Annotated in this window: 20 protein-coding genes and 1 tRNA gene; 13 read left to right on the top strand and 8 right to left on the bottom strand. The window is 65.6% G+C overall.

Features of this window, described 5'->3' with window-relative positions; genetic code table 11:
• Positions 1 to 46 precede the first annotated feature (46 nt).
• Positions 47 to 1,603, top strand: a complete 1,557-nt coding sequence (locus ACW18B_RS00430; protein WP_492048889.1) for a class I adenylate-forming enzyme family protein — start codon at positions 47 to 49, stop codon at positions 1,601 to 1,603.
• Between the two features lie 115 nt (positions 1,604 to 1,718).
• Positions 1,719 to 2,705: a DegT/DnrJ/EryC1/StrS family aminotransferase gene (locus tag ACW18B_RS00425; RefSeq protein WP_492048888.1), complete on the top strand. Its 987-nt coding sequence runs from the start codon at positions 1,719 to 1,721 to the stop codon at positions 2,703 to 2,705.
• Here ACW18B_RS00425 and ACW18B_RS00420 read toward each other — a convergent pair.
• Together ACW18B_RS00420 and ACW18B_RS00415 are read right to left on the bottom strand one after the other, a co-directional pair.
• Positions 2,702 to 3,721 carry an adenosine deaminase gene (locus ACW18B_RS00420; protein WP_492048887.1) on the bottom strand — a complete coding sequence of 340 codons (1,020 nt, stop codon included), beginning with the start codon at positions 3,719 to 3,721 and terminating at the stop codon, positions 2,702 to 2,704. The two genes, ACW18B_RS00425 and ACW18B_RS00420, sit on opposite strands and share 4 nt — an antisense overlap.
• An 87-nt stretch (positions 3,722 to 3,808) precedes the next feature.
• Entirely contained in the window at positions 3,809 to 4,108 is a 300-nt protein-coding gene (locus ACW18B_RS00415) for a DUF3892 domain-containing protein (RefSeq protein ID WP_492048886.1), read from the bottom strand.
• Positions 4,109 to 4,412: 304 nt separating this feature from the next.
• Between ACW18B_RS00415 and ACW18B_RS00410 the strand changes: the two genes are divergently transcribed.
• Positions 4,413 to 4,775, top strand: a complete 363-nt coding sequence (locus ACW18B_RS00410; protein WP_492048885.1) for an ElaB/YgaM/YqjD family protein — start codon at positions 4,413 to 4,415, stop codon at positions 4,773 to 4,775.
• Between the two features lie 39 nt (positions 4,776 to 4,814).
• Here the strand turns inward: ACW18B_RS00410 and ACW18B_RS00405 are convergent, their stop codons facing one another.
• Positions 4,815 to 5,711, bottom strand: coding sequence for a pirin family protein (locus ACW18B_RS00405; protein ID WP_492048884.1), 897 nt, complete (start codon positions 5,709 to 5,711; stop codon positions 4,815 to 4,817).
• 181 nt (positions 5,712 to 5,892) lie between these two features.
• Here ACW18B_RS00405 and ACW18B_RS00400 point away from each other — a divergent pair, with 181 nt between their 5' ends.
• Positions 5,893 to 6,327, top strand: coding sequence for a hypothetical protein (locus tag ACW18B_RS00400; RefSeq protein ID WP_492048883.1), 435 nt, complete (start codon positions 5,893 to 5,895; stop codon positions 6,325 to 6,327).
• A gap of 37 nt (positions 6,328 to 6,364) precedes the next feature.
• Here the strand turns inward: ACW18B_RS00400 and ACW18B_RS00395 are convergent, their stop codons facing one another.
• Positions 6,365 to 6,862 (bottom strand): Lrp/AsnC family transcriptional regulator, encoded by a 498-nt coding sequence (locus ACW18B_RS00395; RefSeq protein ID WP_492048882.1) that lies wholly within the window; start codon positions 6,860 to 6,862, stop codon positions 6,365 to 6,367.
• A 141-nt stretch (positions 6,863 to 7,003) separates the two neighbouring features.
• Here ACW18B_RS00395 and ACW18B_RS00390 point away from each other — a divergent pair, with 141 nt between their 5' ends.
• The gene (locus ACW18B_RS00390) at positions 7,004 to 10,444 is read left to right on the top strand and encodes an indolepyruvate ferredoxin oxidoreductase family protein (protein ID WP_492048881.1); all 3,441 of its coding nucleotides are present in this window, start codon (positions 7,004 to 7,006) and stop codon (positions 10,442 to 10,444) included.
• 172 nt (positions 10,445 to 10,616) lie between these two features.
• Here the strand turns inward: ACW18B_RS00390 and ACW18B_RS00385 are convergent, their stop codons facing one another.
• On the bottom strand, positions 10,617 to 11,801 hold the full coding sequence (locus tag ACW18B_RS00385) for a DUF418 domain-containing protein (RefSeq protein ID WP_492048880.1): 1,185 nt from the start codon (positions 11,799 to 11,801) through the stop codon (positions 10,617 to 10,619).
• A 127-nt stretch (positions 11,802 to 11,928) separates the two neighbouring features.
• Between ACW18B_RS00385 and ACW18B_RS00380 the strand changes: the two genes are divergently transcribed.
• The 6 genes from ACW18B_RS00380 (at position 11,929) to ACW18B_RS00355 (ending at position 16,027) form a co-directional block, all read left to right on the top strand.
• Positions 11,929 to 12,225, top strand: coding sequence for a hypothetical protein (locus ACW18B_RS00380; protein WP_492048879.1), 297 nt, complete (start codon positions 11,929 to 11,931; stop codon positions 12,223 to 12,225).
• Positions 12,222 to 13,343, top strand: coding sequence for an NAD(P)/FAD-dependent oxidoreductase (locus tag ACW18B_RS00375; protein ID WP_492048878.1), 1,122 nt, complete (start codon positions 12,222 to 12,224; stop codon positions 13,341 to 13,343). Before ACW18B_RS00380 ends, ACW18B_RS00375 begins: the two co-directional genes overlap by 4 nt.
• A 3-nt stretch (positions 13,344 to 13,346) precedes the next feature.
• Complete coding sequence (locus ACW18B_RS00370) at positions 13,347 to 13,994, top strand: LysE family translocator (protein WP_492048877.1); 648 nt, start codon at positions 13,347 to 13,349, stop codon at positions 13,992 to 13,994.
• A gap of 57 nt (positions 13,995 to 14,051) precedes the next feature.
• A complete protein-coding gene (locus ACW18B_RS00365; protein WP_492048876.1) occupies positions 14,052 to 15,101 on the top strand; it encodes a glycosyltransferase in 1,050 nt (349 codons plus the stop codon).
• A gap of 43 nt (positions 15,102 to 15,144) precedes the next feature.
• Positions 15,145 to 15,221: transfer RNA gene (locus ACW18B_RS00360), tRNA-Met, on the top strand.
• A 452-nt stretch (positions 15,222 to 15,673) separates the two neighbouring features.
• On the top strand, positions 15,674 to 16,027 hold the full coding sequence (locus ACW18B_RS00355; RefSeq protein WP_492048875.1) for a PilZ domain-containing protein: 354 nt from the start codon (positions 15,674 to 15,676) through the stop codon (positions 16,025 to 16,027).
• Positions 16,028 to 16,096: 69 nt separating this feature from the next.
• Here ACW18B_RS00355 and ACW18B_RS00350 read toward each other — a convergent pair whose 3' ends face one another.
• The 3 genes from ACW18B_RS00350 to ACW18B_RS00340 all read right to left on the bottom strand — a co-directional run bounded on the left by ACW18B_RS00350 (position 16,097) and on the right by ACW18B_RS00340 (position 21,374).
• A complete protein-coding gene (locus ACW18B_RS00350) occupies positions 16,097 to 16,534 on the bottom strand; it encodes a helix-turn-helix domain-containing protein (RefSeq protein ID WP_492048874.1) in 438 nt (145 codons plus the stop codon).
• Between the two features lie 314 nt (positions 16,535 to 16,848).
• Positions 16,849 to 18,369 (bottom strand): response regulator, encoded by a 1,521-nt coding sequence (locus ACW18B_RS00345; RefSeq protein ID WP_492048873.1) that lies wholly within the window; start codon positions 18,367 to 18,369, stop codon positions 16,849 to 16,851.
• Between the two features lie 179 nt (positions 18,370 to 18,548).
• Entirely contained in the window at positions 18,549 to 21,374 is a 2,826-nt protein-coding gene (locus ACW18B_RS00340; RefSeq protein ID WP_492048872.1) for a TonB-dependent receptor, read from the bottom strand.
• A gap of 526 nt (positions 21,375 to 21,900) precedes the next feature.
• On the opposite strand from ACW18B_RS00340, the gene queC reads away from it, so the two are divergent.
• Complete coding sequence (gene queC / locus ACW18B_RS00335) at positions 21,901 to 22,617, top strand: 7-cyano-7-deazaguanine synthase QueC (protein ID WP_492048871.1); 717 nt, start codon at positions 21,901 to 21,903, stop codon at positions 22,615 to 22,617.
• Positions 22,614 to 23,246: a 7-carboxy-7-deazaguanine synthase gene (gene queE / locus ACW18B_RS00330; protein WP_492048870.1), complete on the top strand. Its 633-nt coding sequence runs from the start codon at positions 22,614 to 22,616 to the stop codon at positions 23,244 to 23,246. The genes queC and queE overlap by 4 nt, the downstream gene beginning before the upstream one ends.
• Positions 23,247 to 23,267: the final 21 nt, after the last annotated feature.

The following is a 23,267-nucleotide window of genomic DNA, read 5'->3' as shown; positions in this document are numbered from 1 at the left end:
ACCCTTCCCCCATTGAAGGGGGAAGGGAGAAGAAGAGCCTCCGCCCATGACCACCATCGCCGCCATGATGACCGACGACTACGGCGTGATGGGCGATATCCTGCGGCTGCGGACGCAGGAGAACCCCGACCACCCGGCCATCATCATGGAGACCGGCGAGACGGTGACCTACGGCCAGTTCGACGCCCTGGTCGACCGCGTCGCGGCCGCCCTGCAGCGGGACGGGATCCAGCCTGGGCAGGCCGTCGCGGTCTGCGCGCTGTCGTCCATCCCCTATACGGCGGTGTTCCTGGGCGGTCTGCGGGCCGGGGTGGCGGTGGCCCCGATCGCCCCGTCCTCGACGCCTGAGGCTATCGCCGGCATGGTCGCCGACTGCGGCGCCAAACTGTTCTTCCTGGATGCGGGCGTAGCCCAGGCCCAGACGCCCGCGCCGGTCGCGGCGCGGCTGGTCGCGCTGGACGGCTCGGCAGCCGGCGAGGCCTTCGACGCCTGGCTGGCGCCCGAGGGCGCCAAGCCTGATCCGGTCGAGATCGCGCCCGAGGCGCCGTTCAACATCATCTATTCCAGCGGCACCACCGGCACGCCCAAGGGCATCGTCCAGTCGCATGGCATGCGCTGGAAGCACGTGTTCCGGGGCGATGCGGTTGGCTATGGGCCGGACGCTGTGACCCTGCTGTCGACGCCGCTCTATTCCAACACCACCCTGGTCGTCTTCTTCCCGACCCTGGCCGGCGGCGGCACGGTGGTGCTGATGAAGAAGTTCGACGCCGGTCGGTATCTGGAACTGGCCCAGACATACCGCATGACCCACACCATGCTCGTGCCGGTGCAGTATCGCCGTCTGATGGAGCGGCCCGACTTTGACAGCCACGACCTGTCGACCACCCATCTCAAATTCTGCACGAGCGCGCCGTTCGCCGCCAACCTGAAGGCCGATGTGCTGAAGCGCTGGCCCGGCGGGCTGGTCGAGTATTTCGGCATGACCGAGGGTGGCGGCACCTGCATCCTGATGTGCCACGAGAACCCCGACAAGCTGCACACGGTGGGCCGGCCCGCCCCCGGTCACGACATCCGCCTGATCGACGAGGACGGCGTCGAGGTCGGTCCCGGCGTGGTCGGCGAGATCGTCGGGCGCTCGGCCGGGATGATGAACGGCTATCACGGTCAGCCCGGCAAGACCGCCGAGGCGACCTGGATCTCGCCGCAGGGCGAGCGCTTCATCCGCACCGGCGATGTGGGTCGCTTCGACGACGAGGGCTTCCTGACCCTGATGGATCGCAAGAAGGACATGATCATCAGCGGCGGTTTCAACATCTATCCCAGCGATCTGGAGGCCGAGATCGTCAAGCATGCGGCTGTGGCCGAGGCGGCGGTGGTGGGCGTTCCCTCCGACGCCTGGGGCGAAACCCCGGTCGCCTTCGTGGCCTTGAAGGCCGGCGCCGTCGCCAGTCCCGAGGAGATCCGCGCCTTCGTCAATGGCCGGGTCGGCAAGACCCAGCGCCTGGCCGAACTGCACCTGGTCCAGGCTTTGCCGCGCAGCCACATCGGCAAGGTTCTCAAGCGTGAACTGCGCGACTCATGGCAGTCTTCTGCGCAGTCCTGAGCCATTTTCCGCGACGGCGCGCCGCAGTGAAGCGTGCAGAATCTGTCGTTACGGTTGCTTAACCATAAGGTGACGCCATTGGGCGTAACCGGTTTCTCGTGGAAGCGCCTGCCTCATGCGTCCTTCGCCAGCCGTCAGTTCCGTTCCGAAGCCTGCCAGCGCCAAGACGCGCGCGCCTGCCTTGCCCGTCGATTTCGAGGCCGTGACAGAAGCCCTGCGCGCGGCGGGTCACGGGCCTGGCGAGGAGGCCGGCCTGATGTCGCGCTTTTGCCGACCGGTCGCCGTGCGGGTGCTGTCGGGCCATGCCGAGGCGGTTTCGGTGGCCTTGACGGCTCTGGGCGTTCGTTCGGGCGGCTATTGCGTGGTGTCGGCCCTGGCCTGCGCCGAGACCCTGGCCGGCATAGCGGCCGTGGGGCTGAAGCCTTGGCTGGTCGATGTCGACCCCTTCAGCTGGATGTTCGATCCGTCGCACCTGCGTGAGCGCCTGCCCGAGGCGCCGGGGCCGCTGGAAGCCATCATGCCGGCCGGCGCCCATGGTCGCGCCCCGGACCTGCGGGCCTGGGCCGCCTTCCGTGACGAGACCGGCCTGCCGATCCTGGTCGAGGCCGTCGAGGCCTTCGACGTCATTCAGAGCGCCCCGGTGCCGGTCATTGTCGGCCTGCCCAGCGGCCAGGGCGTGTTCGTCGCCTGCGAGGACGCCACCCCGATCAACGCGATCGACGCCCCGCTGTTCGACGGCGAGGCGGGTCTGGACCTGTGGCCGCAAAAACGTCCGCGCCTCGTCACGGCCGCCCAGCGTCTGCGCGTGCTGCTGCTGGACGCCCCGATCGGCTTTCAGCCGGGCTGGGGCATGAGCTGGGTGTCGGAGACCTGCGCCCTGAGTCTGCCCGAGGACACGGCGCCCGGCGTCCTGACCCGGCTGGCGCAGGCCGGCGTCGAAGCCTCCGGCGCGGCGTTTCACAACCACGGCCTGGACGCCGACGAGACCCCGGTCGCCGACCGCCTTGCGAACTCCGTCATCATGATCCGGATCGATCCGGATCTGGGCCTCGAGGGCCTGGACGAGATCGCCGCGGCCGTCCGTGAGGCCGTGGCGGCTTAGTTCGCCGCGGCGTAGGCCTCGACGTCCGCGATCCGCGCCGCCTTTTCCGCCTCGCTGAGGAACGAGCCCGCAAAGCTGTTTCGGGCCAGGGTCACCAGCTCGTCGCGGCTCAGGCCGACCGCCGTCGCCGTGGCCATGTAGTTTTCCAGCAGATAGCCGCCGAAATAGGCCGGGTCGTCGGAATTGACCGTGGCCTTCAGGCCCAGGTCCAGCATGCGCTTGAGCGGGTGCTCTTCCAGGGTCTTCACGCCGCACAGTTTCAGGTTCGACAGCGGGCAGACCGTCAGGGTCACGCCGTCCTTGACCAGTCGCGCCGTGAGCGCGTCGTCTTCCAGCGCGCGGTTGCCGTGGTCGATGCGGTCCACCTTCACCAGGTCGATCGCTTCCCAGACATAGGCCGGCGGGCCTTCCTCGCCCGCATGGGCGACGATCTTCAGGCCCAGATCGCGCGCGGCCTTGAACACCCGGGCGAACTTGGCCGGCGGGTGGCCGACTTCAGAGCTGTCCAGGCCGACGCCGGCGATCTTCGACAGCCAGGGCTTGGCCTGCTCAAGCGTGGCGAAGGCGGCGTCCTCGTCGAGATGGCGCAGGAAGCACAGGATCAGCTTGGAGGTGACGCCCAGCGTCTTTTCCGCCTCGTCCATGCCGGCCAGCAGGCCTCGCATCACCACGTCGAAGGCGACGCCGCGGTCGGTATGGGTCTGGGGGTCGAAAAAGATCTCGGCATGCGTGCCGCCGTCGGCCGCCAGGCGTGTGAAATAGGCCAGGGCCAGGTCCCGGAAGTCATCCTCGGTGATCAGGACGCCGGCGCCCTGATAGTAGATGTCGAGAAAGTCCTGCAGGTTGGAGAAGGCGTAGGCCGCCCGGATCTCTTCAACCGAGCCATAGGGCAGGGCGACGCCGTTGCGCGCCGCCAATGCGAACATCAGTTCAGGCTCGAGGCTGCCCTCGATGTGCATGTGCAACTCGGCCTTGGGCAGGCCGCGAACGAAGGTTGTGAGATCGGTGTCGGTCATGTCGGAGTCATCGGGCGGGAGCGCCCTAAGGTCAAGCCGCACGACAGACCCTGGCGGCTGGGCCGCCAGGAGAGTCCGAGGTGGCGATCAGGCGTCGCTGGCGACGGTGTCGCAGTCGGGGAGGCTGAGCAGCAGGTGGGGCTCGTCGCGCTCTTCGATGGTCTTCAAATAGCGGCAGCCGCTGCGGCTGGTGCGCGCCTCGACCAAAACTTCGTCGTCGCCGCGCTTGACGAAGAACCGCCATGTCCCGGCGTCGATCAGCTTGATTGCCTGCTTGACCGACAGGCTCCAGGGCTCAGCCATGGTTCCGCCGACATGGGTGATGCGATCATAGGCGCTAACGCGACCGTTCTGGGTGGCCCAGGTGATTTCAGCGCGTTTTGCCATGGTTTTTCCTTAGACGTCAGGGTGGGCCAATAGCCGCTCGCGACCCCGCGACAGGTCGCGGAGCGTGGAGCGCCGATCAGCTTTTCTGGTGTGTGCGTGGCGCCGAGGCCGACGCTTTGAGCACTATAGCCTATTTGTCGCAAAAAGTCAGGGGGCGGCCGCAAGAGCAGAGCGGCCTGACCCCAATGCGCGTCCGTGGCGCGGAACAGTTGGCGTCCCAAGGGGTTCTCTAGTCACGCGCTGGCGTGATCGGGATCCGGCCCGGCACGGCGTCAAGCGCCCCCTTCAAACGCGAGATCGTCCCATGAACAACGAACAGATCATCGGCGTCGCCGAAAATGCTTCAGGTCGGGTGCAGGACGCCGTCGGCGCCCTGGCCGGCGATCCCTCGACCCAGGCCAAGGGCAAGCTCAAGCAGGCGGCCGGCTCGGCCAAGGTGGCCTATGGCCACATCAAGGACGTGGCCACGGAGGCCGTTGAACACACCAAGGAAAACATGCACGTGGCCGTCGATCGCAGCCGGGAAAAGGTGCGCGAGGGCTATGGCGAGGTCGAAACCTTCGTTCAGAACAAGCCCGGCCCCGCCCTGGCGATCGCCGCCGGCATCGGTCTTGTGCTGGGCATGATCCTGCGCGGCCCCAGCAAGATCGTGCGCCGCAAGGCCTAAACTTCAATTGCGACCGTCCTGACCGCCGGCCCGCCTTGTTTACAGAGGCGACGCCGGCGGCGCCGGCGGGGCTTCCGGCAAAGGTATGAACTCGTCGTGGTCGAGGTCGGGCAGCTTCATGCGGCCGGCCTTCCAGTCGGCCTTGGCCTGCTCCAGCCGGTCCTTGGATGACGACACGAAGTTCCACTCCATGAAGCGGGGGCCGACGGGCTCGCCGCCGAGAAGCATGACTGTCGACGGCTCGAGCGCCTTGAAGACGATGGTGTCGCCGGGCGCGAACACGGCCATTTGCAGCGATGACACCTCGCGGCCGTCGACCTCGACCCGCCCACTGGCCACATAGGCCGCGCGCTCGGAATATTCGGCGGGCAGGGCGGCGGTGGTTCCCGCGGCCATCTCCCAGTGCACATAGAATAGCGGCGAGAACACCGGCACATTGGTCTTGGCGCCAAACGCCTCGCCTGCGATCAGCCGCGCCTTGAGGCCGCCGCTCTCATAGGACGGCAGGTCTGCGGGCCCTTCGTGGTGGCTGAAACTGGGATCAACCTCCTCAAATTCCTGCGGCAGGGCGATCCAGGCCTGCATGCCATCCATCTTGCCGCCCTGGCGACGCAGGGTCTCGAAGCGCTCGGAATGGGTGATGCCGCTGCCGGCGGTCATCCAGTTGACCTCGCCCGGCTTGATCACCGCCAGGGAGCCGACGCTGTCGCGGTGGGTGATCTCGCCCTCGAACAGATAGGTCAGGGTCGACAGGCCGATATGCGGATGCGGGCGCACGTCGGCGCTCTTGGGAAAGCCCGGTGCGAACTCGGCGGGGCCCATATGATCCAGGAAGGTGAACGGGCCGACCATCCGCTTGGCGTGGAACGGCAAGACCCGTCCGACCTCGAAATTGCCGATGTCGTGACGGCGGGCTTCGATAACGAGGTCGATCATGGGAGGCTCCGGCCAGGGTTGGCGCGGAGCTTAGCCGGCCGTTGTGGGAGCGTCTTGGACAATCCTTCGCAACGAGGCAACCGAGGCGACGACGCCTCTTGCGCGAGGGGCAAGCCTGTCGGATGTAATCTGTGATTGTGGCGCACGGGGCGAGGACTTGGTGGAACGCTTATTCGATTTCATGGCCTCGCCCGCCTACGCCGTGTTTGTGATCGTCTGGCTCGCCTCCTGGATCGTCGCTTCGATCATCGTGCTGAAGCGCAAGGGCGAGGCGGTCTTTCTCCGCGCGCCGAAGGGGGCCCGCTTTGCTGAACGCGGCGCGTCCGGTCACGCCAGCGGGTTCCGCGCAATCGGCGGGGCGCGTAACGCTCTCCTAGTCTTCGTGGACGGCGAGCGCGTGCGGGTGACCGGGGTATTCCCGTTCAACCTCGTCTTCCTCACGCAGATCTGGGGACTGGACCACGACTTCCAGCGACGTGACATCGTTCGTGTCGAACGTCGCGAGGGCCTGTTCGGCGGCGGCTTGGCGATCACCTATCGCAAGAACCTCGATGAGCGCCGCTTCTCCTTGAAGCTGCGCGATCCGGCGGCGTTCGAGCGGGCGATCTCGATCTGAGAAATGGGCGCCCCGGCAACGCGCCGGGGCTCTCCGGTTACCCCAGCGGGCTCACATACGGGCTAACCAACCCCAGCGGCACGGCCGTGGAGTTCTTGACGCCGCGAATGACGATGCGGCTCTCGATATTGGAGACCAGGCCCAGGGACAGGATCTTGTCGCGCAGGAATTCATCGAAGGCGCGCATGTCGCGGGTGACGATGCGCATCTCGTAGTCGGCGGAGCCGGTCACTGTGGCGCACTGCACGACCTCGGCCCACTTGCCCACGGCTTGCTCGAACGTCTCGAGGTTTTCCTTGGTCGGCAGGGACAGCTTGACGGTGCAATAGACCTCGAAGCCGAGACCCAGCTTTTCGCGGTCAAGAATGGTCACGCGGCGCTGGATGACGCCCGCGTCTTCCAGTCTTTTGATCCGCCGCCAGCAGGGGCTGGACGACAATCCGACCCGCTCCGCGATCTCCGCGACAGACAGTCCGGCGTCGTGTTGGATGAGATCGAGGATCTTGGCATCCACGGCGTCGAGTTGTTCGGACAAGAATTCCTCCCCCAGAGGTCATTTGGCGCGGCGATCGTGCCGAAAGCAGCCATGGGAGGGGCATGCCTTGGGCAAACAATTTCCCCGCTTCTATAAGATATTGCTGAGCGGGCGAGAAGACCCGGGAGGAATTTTTTTGCCATGAGGCACTCAGAAGTCACTCTCGACGACAAATATGTGCTCGAAGATGGTCGCGCCTTCATCACGGGCGTGCAGGCCTTGATCCGGGTTTTGCTGGATCGCAAGCGACTCGATCACAAGGCTGGGTTGAATACAGCGGGCTTCCTCTCGGGTTATCGGGGGTCGCCCCTGGGCGGCCTGGATCAACAGGCGGCGCGGATGAGCAAGCTGCTGACCGCCCACGACGTCGTGTTCAAGGAAGGCCTCAACGAGGACCTGGCCGCGACTGCCGTATGGGGCAGCCAGCAGGCAAATCTGTTCCCGGGCGCGACTCATGATGGCGTGTTCGGCATGTGGTACGGCAAGGCGCCCGGCGTCGACCGCACCGGCGATGTCTTCAAGCACGCCAATTTCGCCGGCAGCTTCCCGACCGGCGGCGTGCTGGCGGTGGCCGGCGACGATCACGCCTGCAAGTCCTCGACCCTGCCGTCACAATCGGAATTCGCCTTTCAGGACTTCGAGATCCCGGTGCTGTCGCCGGCCGATGTGCAGGAGGTGCTCGACTACGGCCTGATGGGCATCGCCATGTCGCGGTTCACTGGCCTGTGGACCGGCATGATCGCCCTGGCCGACACCATGGACTCCGGCGTGACCATCGACGTGTCGCTGGACCGCCACAAGGTGATCCTCCCCGACTTTCCGATGCCGCCCGGCGGTCTGGGCATCCGGCTGAAGGATCAGCCGATGGAGAAGGAGCGTCGGCTGCGCCTGCACAAGATCCCTGCGGCGCTCGCCTTCGCCCGGGCCAACCATATCGACCGCGTGGTGCTGGGCGCTTCGGGTGTTCGGGTCGGCAAGGCCCGTCTGGGCATCGTTTGCCAGGGCCAGGCCTACAAGGACGTGCTGGAGGCCTTCACGGCCATGGGCATGACCTTGCAGGAAGCCGCCGATTTGGGTGTTTCGATCTACAAGGTCGGCATGCCCTGGCCGCTGGAGCCCTTGGGCGTCCGCGCCTTCGCCGCCGGTCTCGAGACCCTGATGGTCATCGAGCACAAGCGCGGCCTGATCGAGCCCCAGGCGCGCGCCGCGCTGTATGATCTTCCCGCCCACGCCCGCCCGCGCATCATCGGCAAGACCGACGAGCACCATCACCCGCTGCTGTCGGAACTAGGCTCGCTGTCGGTCGCCGAAATCGCCCTGGCCATCTATGACCGCCTGCCCGACGGGCCGCACATGGAGCGGGCCCGCGCCTATCTGGACCGCGTCTCGGCCGCCGGCGTCGCCGCCGTCAGCCTGGCCGCCGACCAGGCCCGCAAGCCGTTCTTCTGCTCGGGCTGTCCGCACAACACCTCGACCAAGCTGCCGGAAGGCTCGCGGGCCCTGGCCGGCATCGGCTGCCACTACATGGCCGGCTTCAACGATCCGGCCACCGACCTGAACACCCACATGGGCGGCGAGGGTCTAACCTGGGTCGGCGCGGCGCCGTTCACCACCGAAAAGCACGTCTTCCAGAACCTCGGCGACGGCACCTATAACCACTCCGGTTCGCTGGCCATCCGCGCCGCGATCGCCGCCAAGGCCGACATCACCTACAAGCTGTTGTTCAACGACGCCGTCGCCATGACGGGAGGCCAACGCGCGGAAAGCGGCTTCACCCCCGCCCAGATCACCCGCCAACTGGCGTCCGAGGGCGTGACCAAAACCGTGATCGTCGTCGACGACCTGGACCGCTACGCCGACGTTAAGGACCTGGCCCCCGGCGTAGAGGTGTTTCCGCGCTCGGAGCTGATGAGCGTGCAAAAGATGCTGCGCGACACGGTTGGGACCACGGTGCTGCTCTATGATCAGACCTGCGCCACCGAAAAGCGCCGCCGCCGCAAGCGCGGGACCATGGCCAAGGCGACCCAGCGGGTGTTCATCAATCCGTTGGTCTGCGAAGGCTGCGGCGACTGTTCGGTGAAGTCCAACTGCGTCTCGGTCGAGCCGCTGGCCACTGAATTTGGCCGCAAGCGCAAGATCAACCAGTCCAGCTGCAATCAGGACTACAGCTGCGTCGAAGGCTTCTGCCCGTCGTTCATTACGCTGGAAGGCGCGGAGAACGCCCAATCGGCCAAGGCCCCCGCCGCCCTGACGGCCGACTCGACGCCGCTGCCGCAGTTCGAACCGCTGGTGGGCGTGCGCAAGATCCTGTTCACCGGCGTCGGCGGCACCGGCGTGACCACCGTGGCCTCGATCCTGGCCATGGCCGCCCATATCGACGGGCGCTCGGGCAGCGTGGTCGACATGACCGGTCTGGCCCAGAAGGGCGGCTCGGTGTTCAGTCACGTGAAGATCGGCGAGACCGAGGACACCGTGGTCGGCGGCCGGGTGCCGGCCGCCAGCACCGACGTGCTGATCGCCTGCGACCTGCTGGTCGCCGCCTCGCCCGAGGGCCTTTCGCTGTACGCCAAGGACCGCACCGCCGCGTTCGGCAACAGCGATTTCGCCCCCACCGCCGACTTTGTCACCAGCCGCGACGTCAAGTTCGACAGCGGCGCCATGGCGCGTCGGGTGAAGGCCGCCACCAAGAGCTTTGACGCCTGTCCGGCCCAATATCTGGCCGAGCGCGAATTTGGCGACGCCATCTACGCCAACATGATCATGGTCGGCTTCGCCTGGCAGCGCGGGGCCATCCCTGTGTCCAGCCGCGCCCTCTATCGCGCCATCAAGCTGAACGGCGTCGCGGCCGAGGCCAATCTGCAGGCCTTCGAACTGGGCCGCCGGATCGCGCATGATCCGTCGGCGGCCGGTCCGAAGCTCGAGGCTGTCGCCACGCCCGAGACCCTGCCGCTGGACGAGCTGATCGCCAAACGCACGGCCGAGCTGACCGCCTATCAGAACGCCGCCTACGCCCGGCGCTACGCCGACAAGGTGGCCAAGGTGCGCGCCGCCGAGATCACCGTCAGCGGCATGGCCGGCGACCTACCCCTGACCCGGGCGGCGGCGATCAATCTGTACAAGCTGATGGCCTATAAGGACGAGTACGAGGTCGCCCGCCTCTACACCGACGGTCGGTTCGCGGCCGAACTGGCCGGCACGTTCAAAGGCGGCAAGGCCAAGGTCTGGCTGGCCCCGCCGATCATCGGCGCCAAGGGTCCTGACGGCAAGCCGAAGAAGATCGCCTTCGGCGGCTGGATGCTCGACTACGCTTTCCCGCTGATGGCCAGGATGAAGGGCCTGCGCGGCGGCGCCTTCGACATCTTCGGCCAGACCGAGGAGCGCCGCATGGAGCGCGGCCTGATGGCGGACTACGAGGTCACGCTCGACCGCCTGTCGGCCGGCCTGCGGCCCGAGAACGCGGCTCTTGCCGTGAAGATCGCCGAGATCCCGCAGGCCATCCGCGGCTACGGCCACGTCAAGGACGCGTCGGTGGTCAAGGCCAAGGCTGAAGAGGCCAGGCTGTGGGGGCAGTGGGTCGGCTAAGGCCGTATGCCCCCTCCGTCGCGATGCGTATTCGCATCGCGCCACCTCCCCAGCTTCGCGGGGCAGGAGGGTGCAGCTGTCTCTTCTCCTACCCTGCGAAGCGGGGACGGTGGCGCGGCGCCGATAGGCGACGTGACGGAGGGGGCGTCCCAGGTCGGTGGGACAGCTCGGCCTAACCGTCCGCCCGCTTCACGAACGGCACGCTCCACGTCCGATAGGTCGCCGCGCGCCAAGCCCATTCCAGCGGGCCATAGACGAAGCGCCGGAACCACAGCTGGGCGATCACCGCCTGGACGACCAGATAGCCGACGCCCAGCCACAGCGCCGCCGACTGCGGCAAGGTCTTCCAGGCGCCCAGGCCAAAGCCGTAGAACACCGGGACCCAGATCAACGACTGGGTGACATAGAAGGTCAGGGTCATGCGGCCCATCGGGGCTAGCAGCCGCAGGGCCTTGCCGGCCAAGCCCTGAGAGGCCTCGACGATCAGCAGCACATAGGTCCCCATCACCGTCACGTCGAACCAGCCGCCCAGCAGATTGCCGACGACGACCCGGGCCATGCCGGGCGCGGGGGGCGCGGGCAGCAGGGCGGTCAAATGCGGCTTGGCCAGATGCAGCGCCAGGGCGGCTGCCGCCAACACGACCAGGGCCACGCGGCGTTGGGTGACAAAGCGTTGCGGCGCGTCGAAGAACCCGTTCCGACCCAGCATCAGGCCGATCAGGAACAGGCCCAGCACCTGGCTCAGGCGGCCGGTCTCGATGAAGAACCACCATTTGGTGAGTTGGCTTTCATAGAGGTTGATCTTCAGCACCGCCGCGAGGCTGCCGGTCTGGTAGATCGCCAGGGCCGGATCGGTCCAGTGGTGGGGCGGCGTATTGGCCCAGGGCGCGCCCGAGGCGGCAATGGCGACCTGCGCCCACATCCAGGGCTGCAGCAGGAACAGGGCCGCTGCGCCGGCCAGCACCTTGGTTGGCGCGCGATAGAACGGGATCAGCGGGATGCCCAGCAGGGCCATGACCACTAGGATGTCGCCGCGATAGATCAGGCCATGCGCTACGCCGATCAGGGCCAGCAGCACCATCCGCCAGACGAAGCGTCGCGAGAAGTCCTCACCGCGCCGTGCGGCTCGGTCCATCAGCAGGAAGAAGCTGAGACCAAAACACAGGGCCAGCAGCGAGAAGGCCTTGCCCATTGCGAAGGTGGCAATGATTTGATGGGTCAGGTTCTGGGTCGGCGAGGTCCAGTAGATCTCGAACTGCTCGAACATGTGCACCATGAACACGCCGATCAGGGCGAAGGCCCGCAGGGTGTCGATCAGATCGTTGCGCGCGGGCGCGACGGGCGTGACGCGGTCCATGGTTGAGTTCCCCCCGGAAAGCGCGCCCTGCTCTTCGGGCGCTGCGATACTGACCATGTCGGCGGCGCGGAGATTGTCAATCGTGGCGGAACTGGCGCGGCGAGTGGTTCGTGTTAGGCTTGCGGCCATGAAAAAGCCGATCAATCCCAGTCCCGTCACGGTGCAGCTGACCGCCGAAGACGCCGCCGATCTTCTGGCGCGGGTGGAGCGTGGCGAATTCGCGTCGCTCGAAGAGGGCGTCGCTGCGGAGCTGGCCGAGCTGAACTATCGGCGCGCCGCCGAGATTGTCGGAGGCTCCGACGAGCTTGAAGCCCTGCTGGACGAACTGGTCGCCGAAGAGTTCGAGCCGGACGAGAAGGTCGCGGGCAATATCTCGCTTTCCGAAATGTTGGCGGACCTGAAGGCGCGGGCCGCCGACGCGTGACCCAGGCCTTTGATTTCGACGCCGTCGTGGTCGGGGCCGGCGCGGTCGGCCTGGCTTGCGGCTATGCCCTGTCTCAGCGCGGCCTGGTGGTGGCGGTGCTGGAAGAGCAGGGTCACATCGGCCAGGGCGTATCGTCGCGCAATTCCGAGGTGATCCATGGCGGGCTCTACTATCCTTCGGGATCGCTGAAGGCGCGGCTGTGCGTGCAGGGGCGGCGGGCGCTGTACGGCTTTCTCGACCGGCACAACGTCGCCTACAAGAAGTGCGGCAAGCTGGTGGTGGCCACCAGCGACGCCGAGGTCTCGCGCCTCGATGACATCCTGGTCCAGGCCCAGGAAAACGATGTCGAGGGCATGGCGCGACTGACCGGCCAGCAGGCCATGGCGCTGGAGCCGGGCCTGAACGCCCACGCCGCCCTGCTGTCGCCGGAAAGCGGCGTGTTCGACAGTCATGGCTACATGTTGGCCCTGCAGGGCGAGATCGAGGCGGCCGGCGGCGCGGTGGTGATCGCCACGCCGTTCGAAGGCGCGGCGGCGCTGCCTGGCGGCGGCTTGTCGGTTCGGGCCGGCGGGGCCGAGCCGACCACCCTGACCTGCCGACTGCTGGTCACTGCGCCGGGGCTGTCGGCCCAGGCCGTGGCGGGGCGGATCGACGGCTATCCGGCCGATCGCATTCCCAAGGGCTATTTCGGCAAGGGCGTCTATTTCCGGCTGACCGGCAAGGCGCCGTTCCAGCGCCTGATCTATCCGCCGCCAATCCACGGCGCCCTGGGGACTCACTATCGCAATGATCTGGGCGGCCAGGCGGTGTTCGGGCCCGATCTCGAGTTTGTTCCGCAACCGGATTATTCGGTCGATCCGGCCAAGGCCGAGGTGTTCGCGGCCTATATCCGCAAGTTCTGGCCCGCCCTGCCCGAGGGGGCGCTATCGGCCGACTATGCCGGCGTGCGGCCCAAGCTGCATGGCGCCGGCGAGCCGCAGCCGGACTTTCAGCTGCGCGGGGCCGATGATCACGGTCTCGACGGCTTGATGGCGCTGTTCGGCATTGAGAGTCCGGGCCTGACCAGTTCTCTGGCCATCGGCGAAGAGGTCGCGACGCGGTTGCTGGGGAGACGTTAGCCGATGTTCAGCCTGACAACCCTGGCGACCTTCGGGGCGGGGCTCTTCGTTCTGCAGATTACCCCCGGGCCGGACATGATGCTGGTTGTCGGGCGTGGGGTCGGCCAGGGTCGCCGCGTCGCCCTTCTGACTGTGTTGGGCATGATCGTGGTGGCGGGCGTCGTGCAGGTTTCGCTGCTGGTCCTGGGTGTCGCTTCGTTGCTGGCGGCCGCGCCCTTGGCCTTGATGGTCCTGCGCTGCGCAGGGGCGGCCTATCTGGTTTGGTTGGGCGCGAAGCTGATCATGGGGAGCTTTGCCGGACAGGTTCCCGCGCGGGAGGTCGCTCCTGTCTCGGCCTGGCGGGCCGTGCGCGAAGGCGCGATCAATAATCTGACCAACCCCAAGCCATTGCTCTTCATGTTCGCGTTCCTGCCGCAATTCGTGGACCCCGCGCGGGGCCCGGTTTGGTTGCAACTGTTGATCTTGGGCGGTCTGCAAAAGCTGTCTGGCCTGATCGTTTTGGGGGCGACGGCCCTTGCGTCGGGCGCGGTCGGCGGTTGGTTGTCGCGTCGGCCGGAACGGAGGGCGTGGCAGGAGCGCTTTACCGGTGTGGTGATGGTCACCTTGGGTCTGCGCCTTTTGCTGGCCGGCGATCTTCGCGCCGCGCGTTGACACTGAAGACCCAGCCTTGGATGGTCCGCGCCCATCCTGCCTGATCCGGAGCACGCCTTGACCAACATCCTGCACGCCATGCTGGGCAAGGGCCTGGGCGGTCTCGAGCAGGTGTTTCTCGACTATCAGCCGATCCTGGAAGCGATCGCCGCCCGGCGGGGCGGGACCTGTGTCGGCGTGGTCCGCAAGGGCGGCAAGGTGGCCCTCGACCAGGCCGGGAGGACGCCGCCGCTGCGCCAAATTCCCGCCTTCACCGATTGGGACCCGGTGACGGTGAGCGCCGCCCGCCGCCTGACCCGCACGGTCAGGCCGGGCCTGATCCTCAGCCATGGCCAGCGCCCCGCACGGTTGTTCGATAGGGCCGCCGCGCCGGGTACGGTGATGGCTGTCTGTGTCCACAAGCCGGTCTTCGATGTGACGCCCGGCGCGCACTACCTTTGTGTCGGCCGGCACCTGGCTGACCTTGCCGTCGAGCGCGGCGCGCCGGCGGACCATGTCCATTTCGTCCCTAACGCCGTGCCGCCGACGACCGCCCGGGCCGCGCCGTTCTCGCGGGGCGAGGCCCGCGTCCGCATCGTCGCCGCTGGCCGGCTGCACCTCAAGAAGGGCTTTGACGGCCTGATCCGCGCCATCCAGCGCCTGCGCGCCTGGGAAGTCGATGTGGTCTGCGAGATCGCCGGCGAAGGCCCCGAACGCGCGCATCTGGAAGCGTTGATCGCTGAACTGGACCTGGCCGACTGCGTGACGCTGGTCGGCTGGCGCAGCGACGTCTCGGCCTTCCTGGCCACCGGCGACGTCTTCGCCTTTCCGTCGCATCAGGAGGGCTTTCCCCTGACCCTGCTGGAGGCCATGGCGGTGGGGCTGCCGGTGGTGTCTTCGGAGATCGACGGCCCGATCGAGATCATCAAGCCGGGTGTCAATGGCCGCCTGACGCCCGATGATGATCCGGATCGTCTGGCCGAAGCCCTGGCCGAAATGATCGGCGACCGCGACACCGCCAAGGCGATGGGCGAGGCCGCCCGCAATCTGGTGCTGTCGGACTACGGCCCGGCCCAGTTGGCGCGGCGACTTGAAGCGATGGTCGACTTGATGCTTTCCAAGGCTTGAAGCCCTGGCCGCGAGAGCGTATGACGCCGCTCCGCCCTGGCGCGGTTGGGTAGCTCAGATGGTTAGAGCGGTGGATTCATAACCCACAGGTCGGCGGTTCGATCCCGCCTCCAACCACCAGGACGGTTTTCGTTTCCTTTGCATTTTGGCTGATCCGGCGCCCGCCGGAGAGTTGCCGGCCGAGGAAAGCAAAGCATCCTCGGCCAGCGGGTATCGACGGTGGGGACCTGCCGATGACTCGAAAATGGGGTGCGTCGGATCGTCGGACAATCCCCTGGTCAATATGTCGCGGCGGCGTCGCAGTCTCTGTGTCGGTACAGAAAATACGCGCTTTAGCCTGACCCAAAGCCTGATCGCCGTTGGCGGTGGTCCTGCGCCGTCACGGTTTTCCATGTCCGGCTACAAGAGGCAGGGGCTAAGGGCGGGCCATAGGCGCGCCGGGAGGCCATCCTATGTCGGGTGCGTGACAAAACTTATATGTTTCAGATGGCTAATTGGGCCGATGGGTCGCCGGGGCGTGTAAAATTCGCCCCCTGCACTGCCGATTAACCGCGCCATGCGTTTATGAGATCATGTCGAAGTACGCGTCAGGCGGAGAGGGCGATAGACGAGGCGCGCCTCGTCTCGCGACCAACAGGTCGGGAAAGGTGCTGTGCGGCGCCTTCGCGTGGGATTGCGTCATCCGGGACGTGTCAGAAGGCGGCGCTCGGGTGCAGATGTTGGCCGGCGCGGGGCCGCCCGCCAAGGCGCAGCTTGTCGATCTGGCGGCCGGTTTGGCTCACGATGTTCAACTGGCCTGGCAGAAGAATCGCGATGTCGGTTTCAAAATCCTCAAAACCCACGATCTACGCGGCCTGACCCACGCCTCCGCCCGCACCGCCAAGAATATCTGGACGGCGTCTCAGGGGCGGGCTTCGGCGAGCTGAGGTCCAAAACGCCAGAGACCTCGACAGTGTCCTGTCGAGGTCCTCAAGGCAGCGTCAGAAAACCCTGTGTCAGGCAGCGGCGTCGGTGCGACCGGCTTCGTCGGCCATGGCGCGAACCAAGTCGAGAACCTGGCGGCGAACGCGGCTGCGCCCGATGCGGGGGAACACTTCAGCCAGTTCCATGCCTTCCGGCGTGGTCAGGAATTGTTGAACGACGCGCTCGGCGTGCAGTCCCACTTCATCAGGATCGGAGCCCGACATCGGGTCGGCTAGCCCATCGAAGAAGAACGACACCGGCACCTGCAAGGTGCGGGCGATCTCATACAGTTTCGAGGCGCTGACGCGGTTGGCACCGCGCTCATATTTCTGGACCTGCTGAAACGTCAGCCCCAGGGAATCGGCCAGTTGCTCCTGGCTGACGCCCAGTAGTTTTCTGCGCATGCGAACGCGTCCGCCGACATGCAGGTCGACCGGATTGGGCCGCCGGCCTTCGGTTTCTTCGCTCATGTTTTCGCCTCCAACAGTTGTCTATTCAGAATGACACGACCTTTAGGGGGGCGAAAGACCGGCGCGGCATTAGGCCGCGGTGGAAACGGTTTCGTACCCAAAATGGGTCTGAAACGGCGAAAATGGGCAATTTGTCGGGGTTTTGGGCCGGTTTTACGTCGAGAGGCGATGCGACGCCTCGTCTCGACGATCCTTGATTCGTCAGGCCAGGCTTGACGGCGCAGGCGTTGGAAAAGCGCGTCAGCGGGGAGCCTCTCGGGGCCCTCGCGCGGGGCCAGGACGGACCGCTCGACCTGGCCGATTTCAGGCGCGCGTCAGGCGGCGGCCTCTTCCTTGGCGTCGCCGAGCAGGGCGTTGATGACCATAGCCAGGCGCTCGGGTTTGATAGGCTTCTCGACCACGTCCTGCATGCCGGCCGCCAGATAGGTCTGAACGTCGGCAGGATCGGCATTGGCGGTCAGGGCGACGATCGGGGTGGTCGCCAGCGAACCGGGCATCTCGCGGATGGCGCGGCTGGCGGTGACGCCGTCCATGCGCGGCATCTTTATATCCATCAAGATCAGGTCAAAGCGCCCGCTGCGCGCCATCTCCACCGCCTCCACGCCGTCGACGGCCTGCTCGGAGGTGCAGTCGAACATGTCGCACAGCGCTTCGGCGACCATGCGGTTGGTGGCGTTGTCGTCCACGATCAGAATATGGGCGGCCGGGGCGTCGACGGTGGGCTCTTCGGGGGCGATGGCGCCGACGATGGCGGACGGCGCGTTGAAGGCGAAGCGGACGGTCAGGCCGGCGCCGCGATTGGCTTCAGCCGTCACCGCGCCGTTCAGGTCGCGCATGATCCGGTGCGCCAGGGCTATGCTCACCCCCAACGCCATTTCGGTGCGATCTTCAATGCGCGCCGCGCCCAGAGGACTGAACAGGCGCTCGAGCCGGTCGTCGGCCGAACTGCTCGCGTTGTCGCGAACGCTGCCTTCCAGATGTACGCCCTCGGCGTCCATGCGCGCCTGCAGGCAGGCCTCGATGACGCCGCGCCCGCTGGCCAGGGCGCTTTCGATCAACGCATCGAACACCTGCAGCAGGCGGAGGCTATCGACCTCGACGCCGCATTCCGGGTCGCCGTTGTAGGAGAAGAGCAGGGTGGAGCCCCCCTCGGCGGCGCGGGCCGACCAGCGGGCTTCGACAGCATCGGCCAGATCCCGCAGGCGCACCGGCGCCGGATTCATCGGCAGGTGGCCCAGGGAAGAGCGATGGAGATCAATGGCGCGGCTGAGCATCACGCCGGTGTCGCGGCTGGTCTCGCCGATCGCGCGGACGAAGGCGCTGGCGTCGGGCGTCAGGTGCTGATGTTCCAGACGTTCGGTGATCGCCAACACGCCATCCAGGTGGTGGGTGATGTCCTGGGCCATGCGCTCGACCAGAGCCATGGCGTCCCTGGCCTCGTGTTGGCGGCGCCGATAGGAGGTGAGCAGGGATCCCAGGCCGCCCACGCCGACAAAGTGTCCGTTGTCGTCTATGGCGATGAAGGATGTGCGGAAGAGCGGAGTCGCGCTCTCGGCGAGCGTATTGAAGAAGGCGCTGAGGTTTTCCGAAATGTTCACGAGCCGAGGCTCGGCGTCCATCACCGTGCTGATCTCACGGTCCTTCAGACTGTCGCCGGCCACCGCCATCATGCCGATCAGCACGTCGCGATAGGCCAGGCCGACAGGGGCGCCGTCTTTGACAATGGCGACCGAAGCCGCGCCGGGATCAGCCGTGAAGATCGCCAGAACGTCCTTGCAGGACGTGTCCGGGGCGACCGGTAGGCGGCGATCAATGAGACGAGATAGCGTTTCCATGCGGCCGCTTCGCTGGCGTCTGTGAACGGGCACATTGCCCGCTACGGCCTTGCGGAGTCGTTAAGTCACGGCGGATTCTCGTTGGCGTAGTTTCTGTCGTTCGTGATCGATCACAAAAAGGGGCGGCGGAATGACTTCCGCCGCCCCCTGGAGAGGACCGTCCCGTCAGGGACGATCGGCTACCACGTCTTGGTGACGCTCACACCGTAAAGGCGCGGCTCTTGGGTGATGACGTTCGTGAACAGGCCCGACGAGTCGTCGGTTGTGTAGGCGTCGACGATCGGCGTATCGTTCGTCAGGTTCTTCACATAGGCGTCGACCGACAGCCCCCATTCGGGCTTTTCGACCTTCAGGGTGATGTTGGCGTTCTCCCACGACTTCAGCTTGTCGTAGTCGGTGTTATAGACGCGGGCATACTGACCAGTCTGGCGGTAATAGTCGCCGCGCAGGGTCGCTGACCAGCCGCCCGAAAAGTCCCAGGTATATTGGGCGCCCACCGAGGCGGTCCAATGCGGGGAGTTGGGCAGTTCATTGCCCGACAGGTCAGCTGAGGTTCCTTCGATGGAATAGCCGGCGCCATAGTTATAGAGGCCGGTGGCGTTGGCCAGGAAGGCTGCCGTCGCCGCGGGAAGGCCCGCGCCGCCCAGGGCCGCCGGCGTGGCGAGGAAGCCCTGATAGGCCGCAGCCCCGGTGCAGGCGAAGGGCAGGGTGGCCCCCGCCCCGGCGCCAAGGATCGTGGCCACGCCGGCGGTGGTGAGCACGCAGTTGGCGCCGACGGACGAAGCGTTCGGGCCGACCTTCACGACCGTATAGGCCGGGTTGCTCTGGGTTCGGTTCATGGTGTCGATTGAGCTGACGCCGTCACCGATCTTGGTGTGGAGATAACCGATGTTGGTGTTCAGGCGCAGATTATAGACCGGTGACCAGATCGACTCGATTTCCAGGCCGTAGACTGAGGCGTTGACGTTCTCGTTGACCGAGGTGCGGTTGACGATCTTCGAGATCTGGTAGCCCTGATAGTCATAATAGAAACCGGTGGCGTTGAAGAGCAGGCTGCCGCCCATCAGGGTGTTCTTGGTGCCCAGTTCAATAGCGTTGACGAACTCAGGCTCGAAGGTCTGGCTGATGCCTACTGAGTTGGCCGGGACGCCAGGATTGATGCCGCCGCCCTTATAGCCCTTCGAGTAGAAGGCGTAGAGCAGGGTGTCGTCGGTGAAGGGCAGGTGCGCCTTGTAGTCGAAGCCGAAACGACCGGTCATTTCGCTGAACCGCGCCCGTTGGTCGGGGTTGGTCGGGTTCAGGGTCAGGCCGCTGCCTGGGGCCAGCAAAACGGTTGAGTAGTTCTTGACCGCCTTCTTGTCGCGGGTCTGCCGCAGGCCCAGGGTAAATTTCAAATCATCATTGGCCTGGAAGTATAGTTCGCCGAACAGGGCGTCCGACACCAGGGTGAAGGGCGTGCGATTGTCATAATAGTTGTGACCGTCGCCGGTCGGCGTGGCCGATGTGTCGATGCCGATGCAGTTGGCGGTGGTCGCCGGATTGCAGTTCGGATTGCCGGTCTTGGAATAGTTCAGGGCGAGGGACGACAGGGTCAGCGAGTTGCCGATCACGTAGTAGTCGGTCAGCGTCCGGTAGGTGAAGTGGATACCGCCGACGTTAAAGTTCAGCGGTCCATCGAAGTTCGACTGCAGGCGCAGTTCCTGACTGAACTGCTCGGAGCGGCCCGACGAGATATCGATGGTCGTGAACTTGTTGGTGTTGCCAATCTGCGGGTCATTGAAATATCCGCCCGGCGTAAAGGCAGTGTTGTTAAACGGAACAGAAGATACGTTCCTGTTGTAATCCTGTTTCGTATAGACGTCACCCTTGCCGTAGGACGTCATGGCGGTCAGGGACAGTTGATCTGTCAAGTCATAGTTCAAGGTGAACTGGTAGGTGTCTGATTTCGACTGGTAGATCGGATCAAGCGCGGTCGCGATTTTTTGCAAATCAGTCGAGGTTGTACCGCCGGCATTCACGTCGCCTGAGGTGAAGCCGAAGATATTACCCAGCAGGCCGGTCAGGGTGCCCGAAGAATTGACGGTGCCATAGGCCGATGCCGAGTACAGCGAGGCCGGCAGACAGCCCTGGGTCAGGAACACGCGCGAGGCGCCGGTCGGGACGCCGCCGACTGTGGCTGGGCCATTGTCCTTGGTGCAAAGTTGCTTGCCGGTGCGGGCGCGGGAGTCGTCCTCGTGGAAGCGTTCCCAGAGGAAATTCGTGCGCAGCTTCTCGGTCGGGTTGAACATTACCTGGACGCGACCCGAATAGAGATCCCGGTCGTCGACCTTGTGGTCGTTGTAAGTGTTGGTGACGAAGCCGTCGCGCTTCACCACTGTGCCAGCGAGGCGGACGGCCAGCTTGTCGCCATAGATCGGCAGGTTGACCATCCCGCGGATTTTCTGGCTGCCGTAGTTGCCGACTTCGGCGCGGACCATCGCTTCGAAGGTATCCGTCGGCTTGGCGGTGATGATGTTGACCACGCCGCCGGTGGCGTTGCGGCCGTACAGCGTGCCTTGCGGGCCGCGCAGCACTTCGACGCGTTCCACGTCGTAGAATTCGGCTTCGAACAGGGTGCCCGACTGTTGCGGGGCGTTGTTCATGTGAACGCCGACCCCCTGGTCAGCGGACGCGCCGACGGCCTTGGCGCCGATGCCGCGGATCTGGAAGTTGAAGCTGTTGGTGAAGTTGCTCTTGGCGAAGGTGACGTTCGGGATGGCCTGCTGAAGATTTGGACCCCCGTCGATCTTCTGGGCTTCAAGGGTGTCCTGGCTGAAGGCGGACACCGCGATTGGTACGTCCTGAAGGGCTTCTTCCTTCTTCTGGGCGGTGACGACCAGTTCCTCGATGACGTTGCTTTGCTGGTTCTGGGCCTGTTGAGCCAGAACGGGTGTGGCGACGGCTGCGAGCACGGCCGCCGAAGCGCCCATAGCCAGCAGGCTCCGCAAACGCGAAGATTGCGACATTCGAATTCCCTCCCTGAACACCGCGGATCCTTATGGCGGACCCTGCGAGCGTCGTTTGTTTCCTCGGCGCCGTACTCTTAGCGCTGCGCGGGTGTACGGCGGGCCCTTCGCAGCATTGGAGGATTGCATACTTGCGGGGTTTGGCTGTCAACTGGCGCCGCTCTAGGTGAACAGCGATAGGTTACGCCTTTTCACTTTCGCTGACGCCATGCTCTCCTTTTTGTCGCAAGTTTTTATCAATTTTAGAAAAATGGGTTTGGCCTTTACGTTGCGGAACTTGGCGATCCGGATTTGGAAAGTTGATATTAAACCGTGGGAAGAGGTTGAAAGACTATTTCTCTTCATGGTTCAGGTATTATTGGTCACCAACTTGCTCAGCGCGTCTTGATACGACCGGTCTGCGCCGTCCTGCGGCCTTATGCCGCCTGGCCCGTTTCGAGCCGCCCCCGCCTCGTGTAGAGGAGGGGCATGGTGTCTTCCCTTGACCTTTACGCACCCCGGCGCCTGCCGGGCCGGAGATCCGTTCATGACTGACGCCGCCCTGGTGCTGTTTTCTGGCGGCCAGGACAGCAGCGTCTGTCTGGCCTGGGCCCTTGAACGCTATGACCGCGTCGAGACCGTGGGTTTCGACTATGGCCAGCGCCATGTCATCGAGATGGAGGCGCGCGTGGACGTGCGCCATCAGATCGCCGCGCGTTTTCCCCACTGGGCAGATCGCCTAGGGGAGGACCATGTGCTGGATCTCAGAGGCTTCGGCGCCGTAGCCGAGTCCGCCCTGACGGCTGATCGGGCGATCGAGATGACCGATCGGGGGTTACCCTCGACCTTCGTTCCGGGCCGCAACCTGGTGTTCCTGATCTATGCAGCGGCCCTGGCCGATCGGCGCGGGATCGCGGCCCTGGTCGGCGGCATGTGCGAGACCGATTTTTCGGGCTATCCCGATTGCCGCCGCGATACCCTGGACGCCATGCAGACCACGCTCAATCTCGGCATGGATCGCGACTTCCGCATCGAGACCCCGCTGATGACCCTGACCAAGGCCCAGACGTGGGCCCTGGCCAAGTCACTGGGCGGCGAAGATCTGGTCGATCTGATCGTGGTCGAGAGCCATACCTGCTATCGCGGCGAGCGCGGCGACCTGCATCCCTGGGGCCACGGCTGCGGCGACTGCCCGGCCTGTGATCTGCGCCAGAAGGGCTATGAAGACTGGGACGCGGCGGGGCGCGAGGTCCTGGCCCCGTGACCTACAGCGTCAAGGAAATCTTCCTGACCCTCCAGGGCGAGGGCGGCCAGGCGGGCAAGGCGGCGGTGTTCTGCCGCTTCGCGGGCTGCAACCTGTGGACCGGTCGCGAACAGGACCGCGCCAAGGCCGTCTGCACCTTCTGTGACACCGACTTTGTCGGCACGGACGGCGAGGGCGGCGGCAAGTTCGCCACGCCCGAGGCCCTGGCCGAAGCGGTCGAGGCCGCGTGGACGGGCGGGGCGAAGGATCGGCTCGTGGTCTGCACCGGCGGCGAGCCGCTGTTGCAGCTGGATCCGCCCGCCATCGCGGCCCTGCACGCCAGGGGTTTCATGATCGCGGTGGAGAGCAACGGCACCGTCGAAGCGCCTGACGGCATCGACTGGGTTTGCATCAGCCCCAAGGCCGATGCGCCGGTCGTGCAGACGCGAGGCCAGGAGTTGAAACTGGTCTATCCGCAGGACAAGGCCCCGCCGGAACGCTTCGAGAGCCTGGATTTCGAACGCTTTTACCTGCAGCCGATGGATGGCCCGGACCGTGATCGGAACACGCAATTGGCGGTCGCCTATTGCCTTTCCCACCCTCAATGGCGTTTAAGCGTCCAAACACACAAATATCTCGGCCTGCCCTGACGGATAAGGCGCTCGACTTGG

Source organism: Caulobacter sp. FV2ps19, from assembly GCF_058681035.1.
This window is presented reverse-complemented; position numbering and strand designations above follow the sequence as displayed.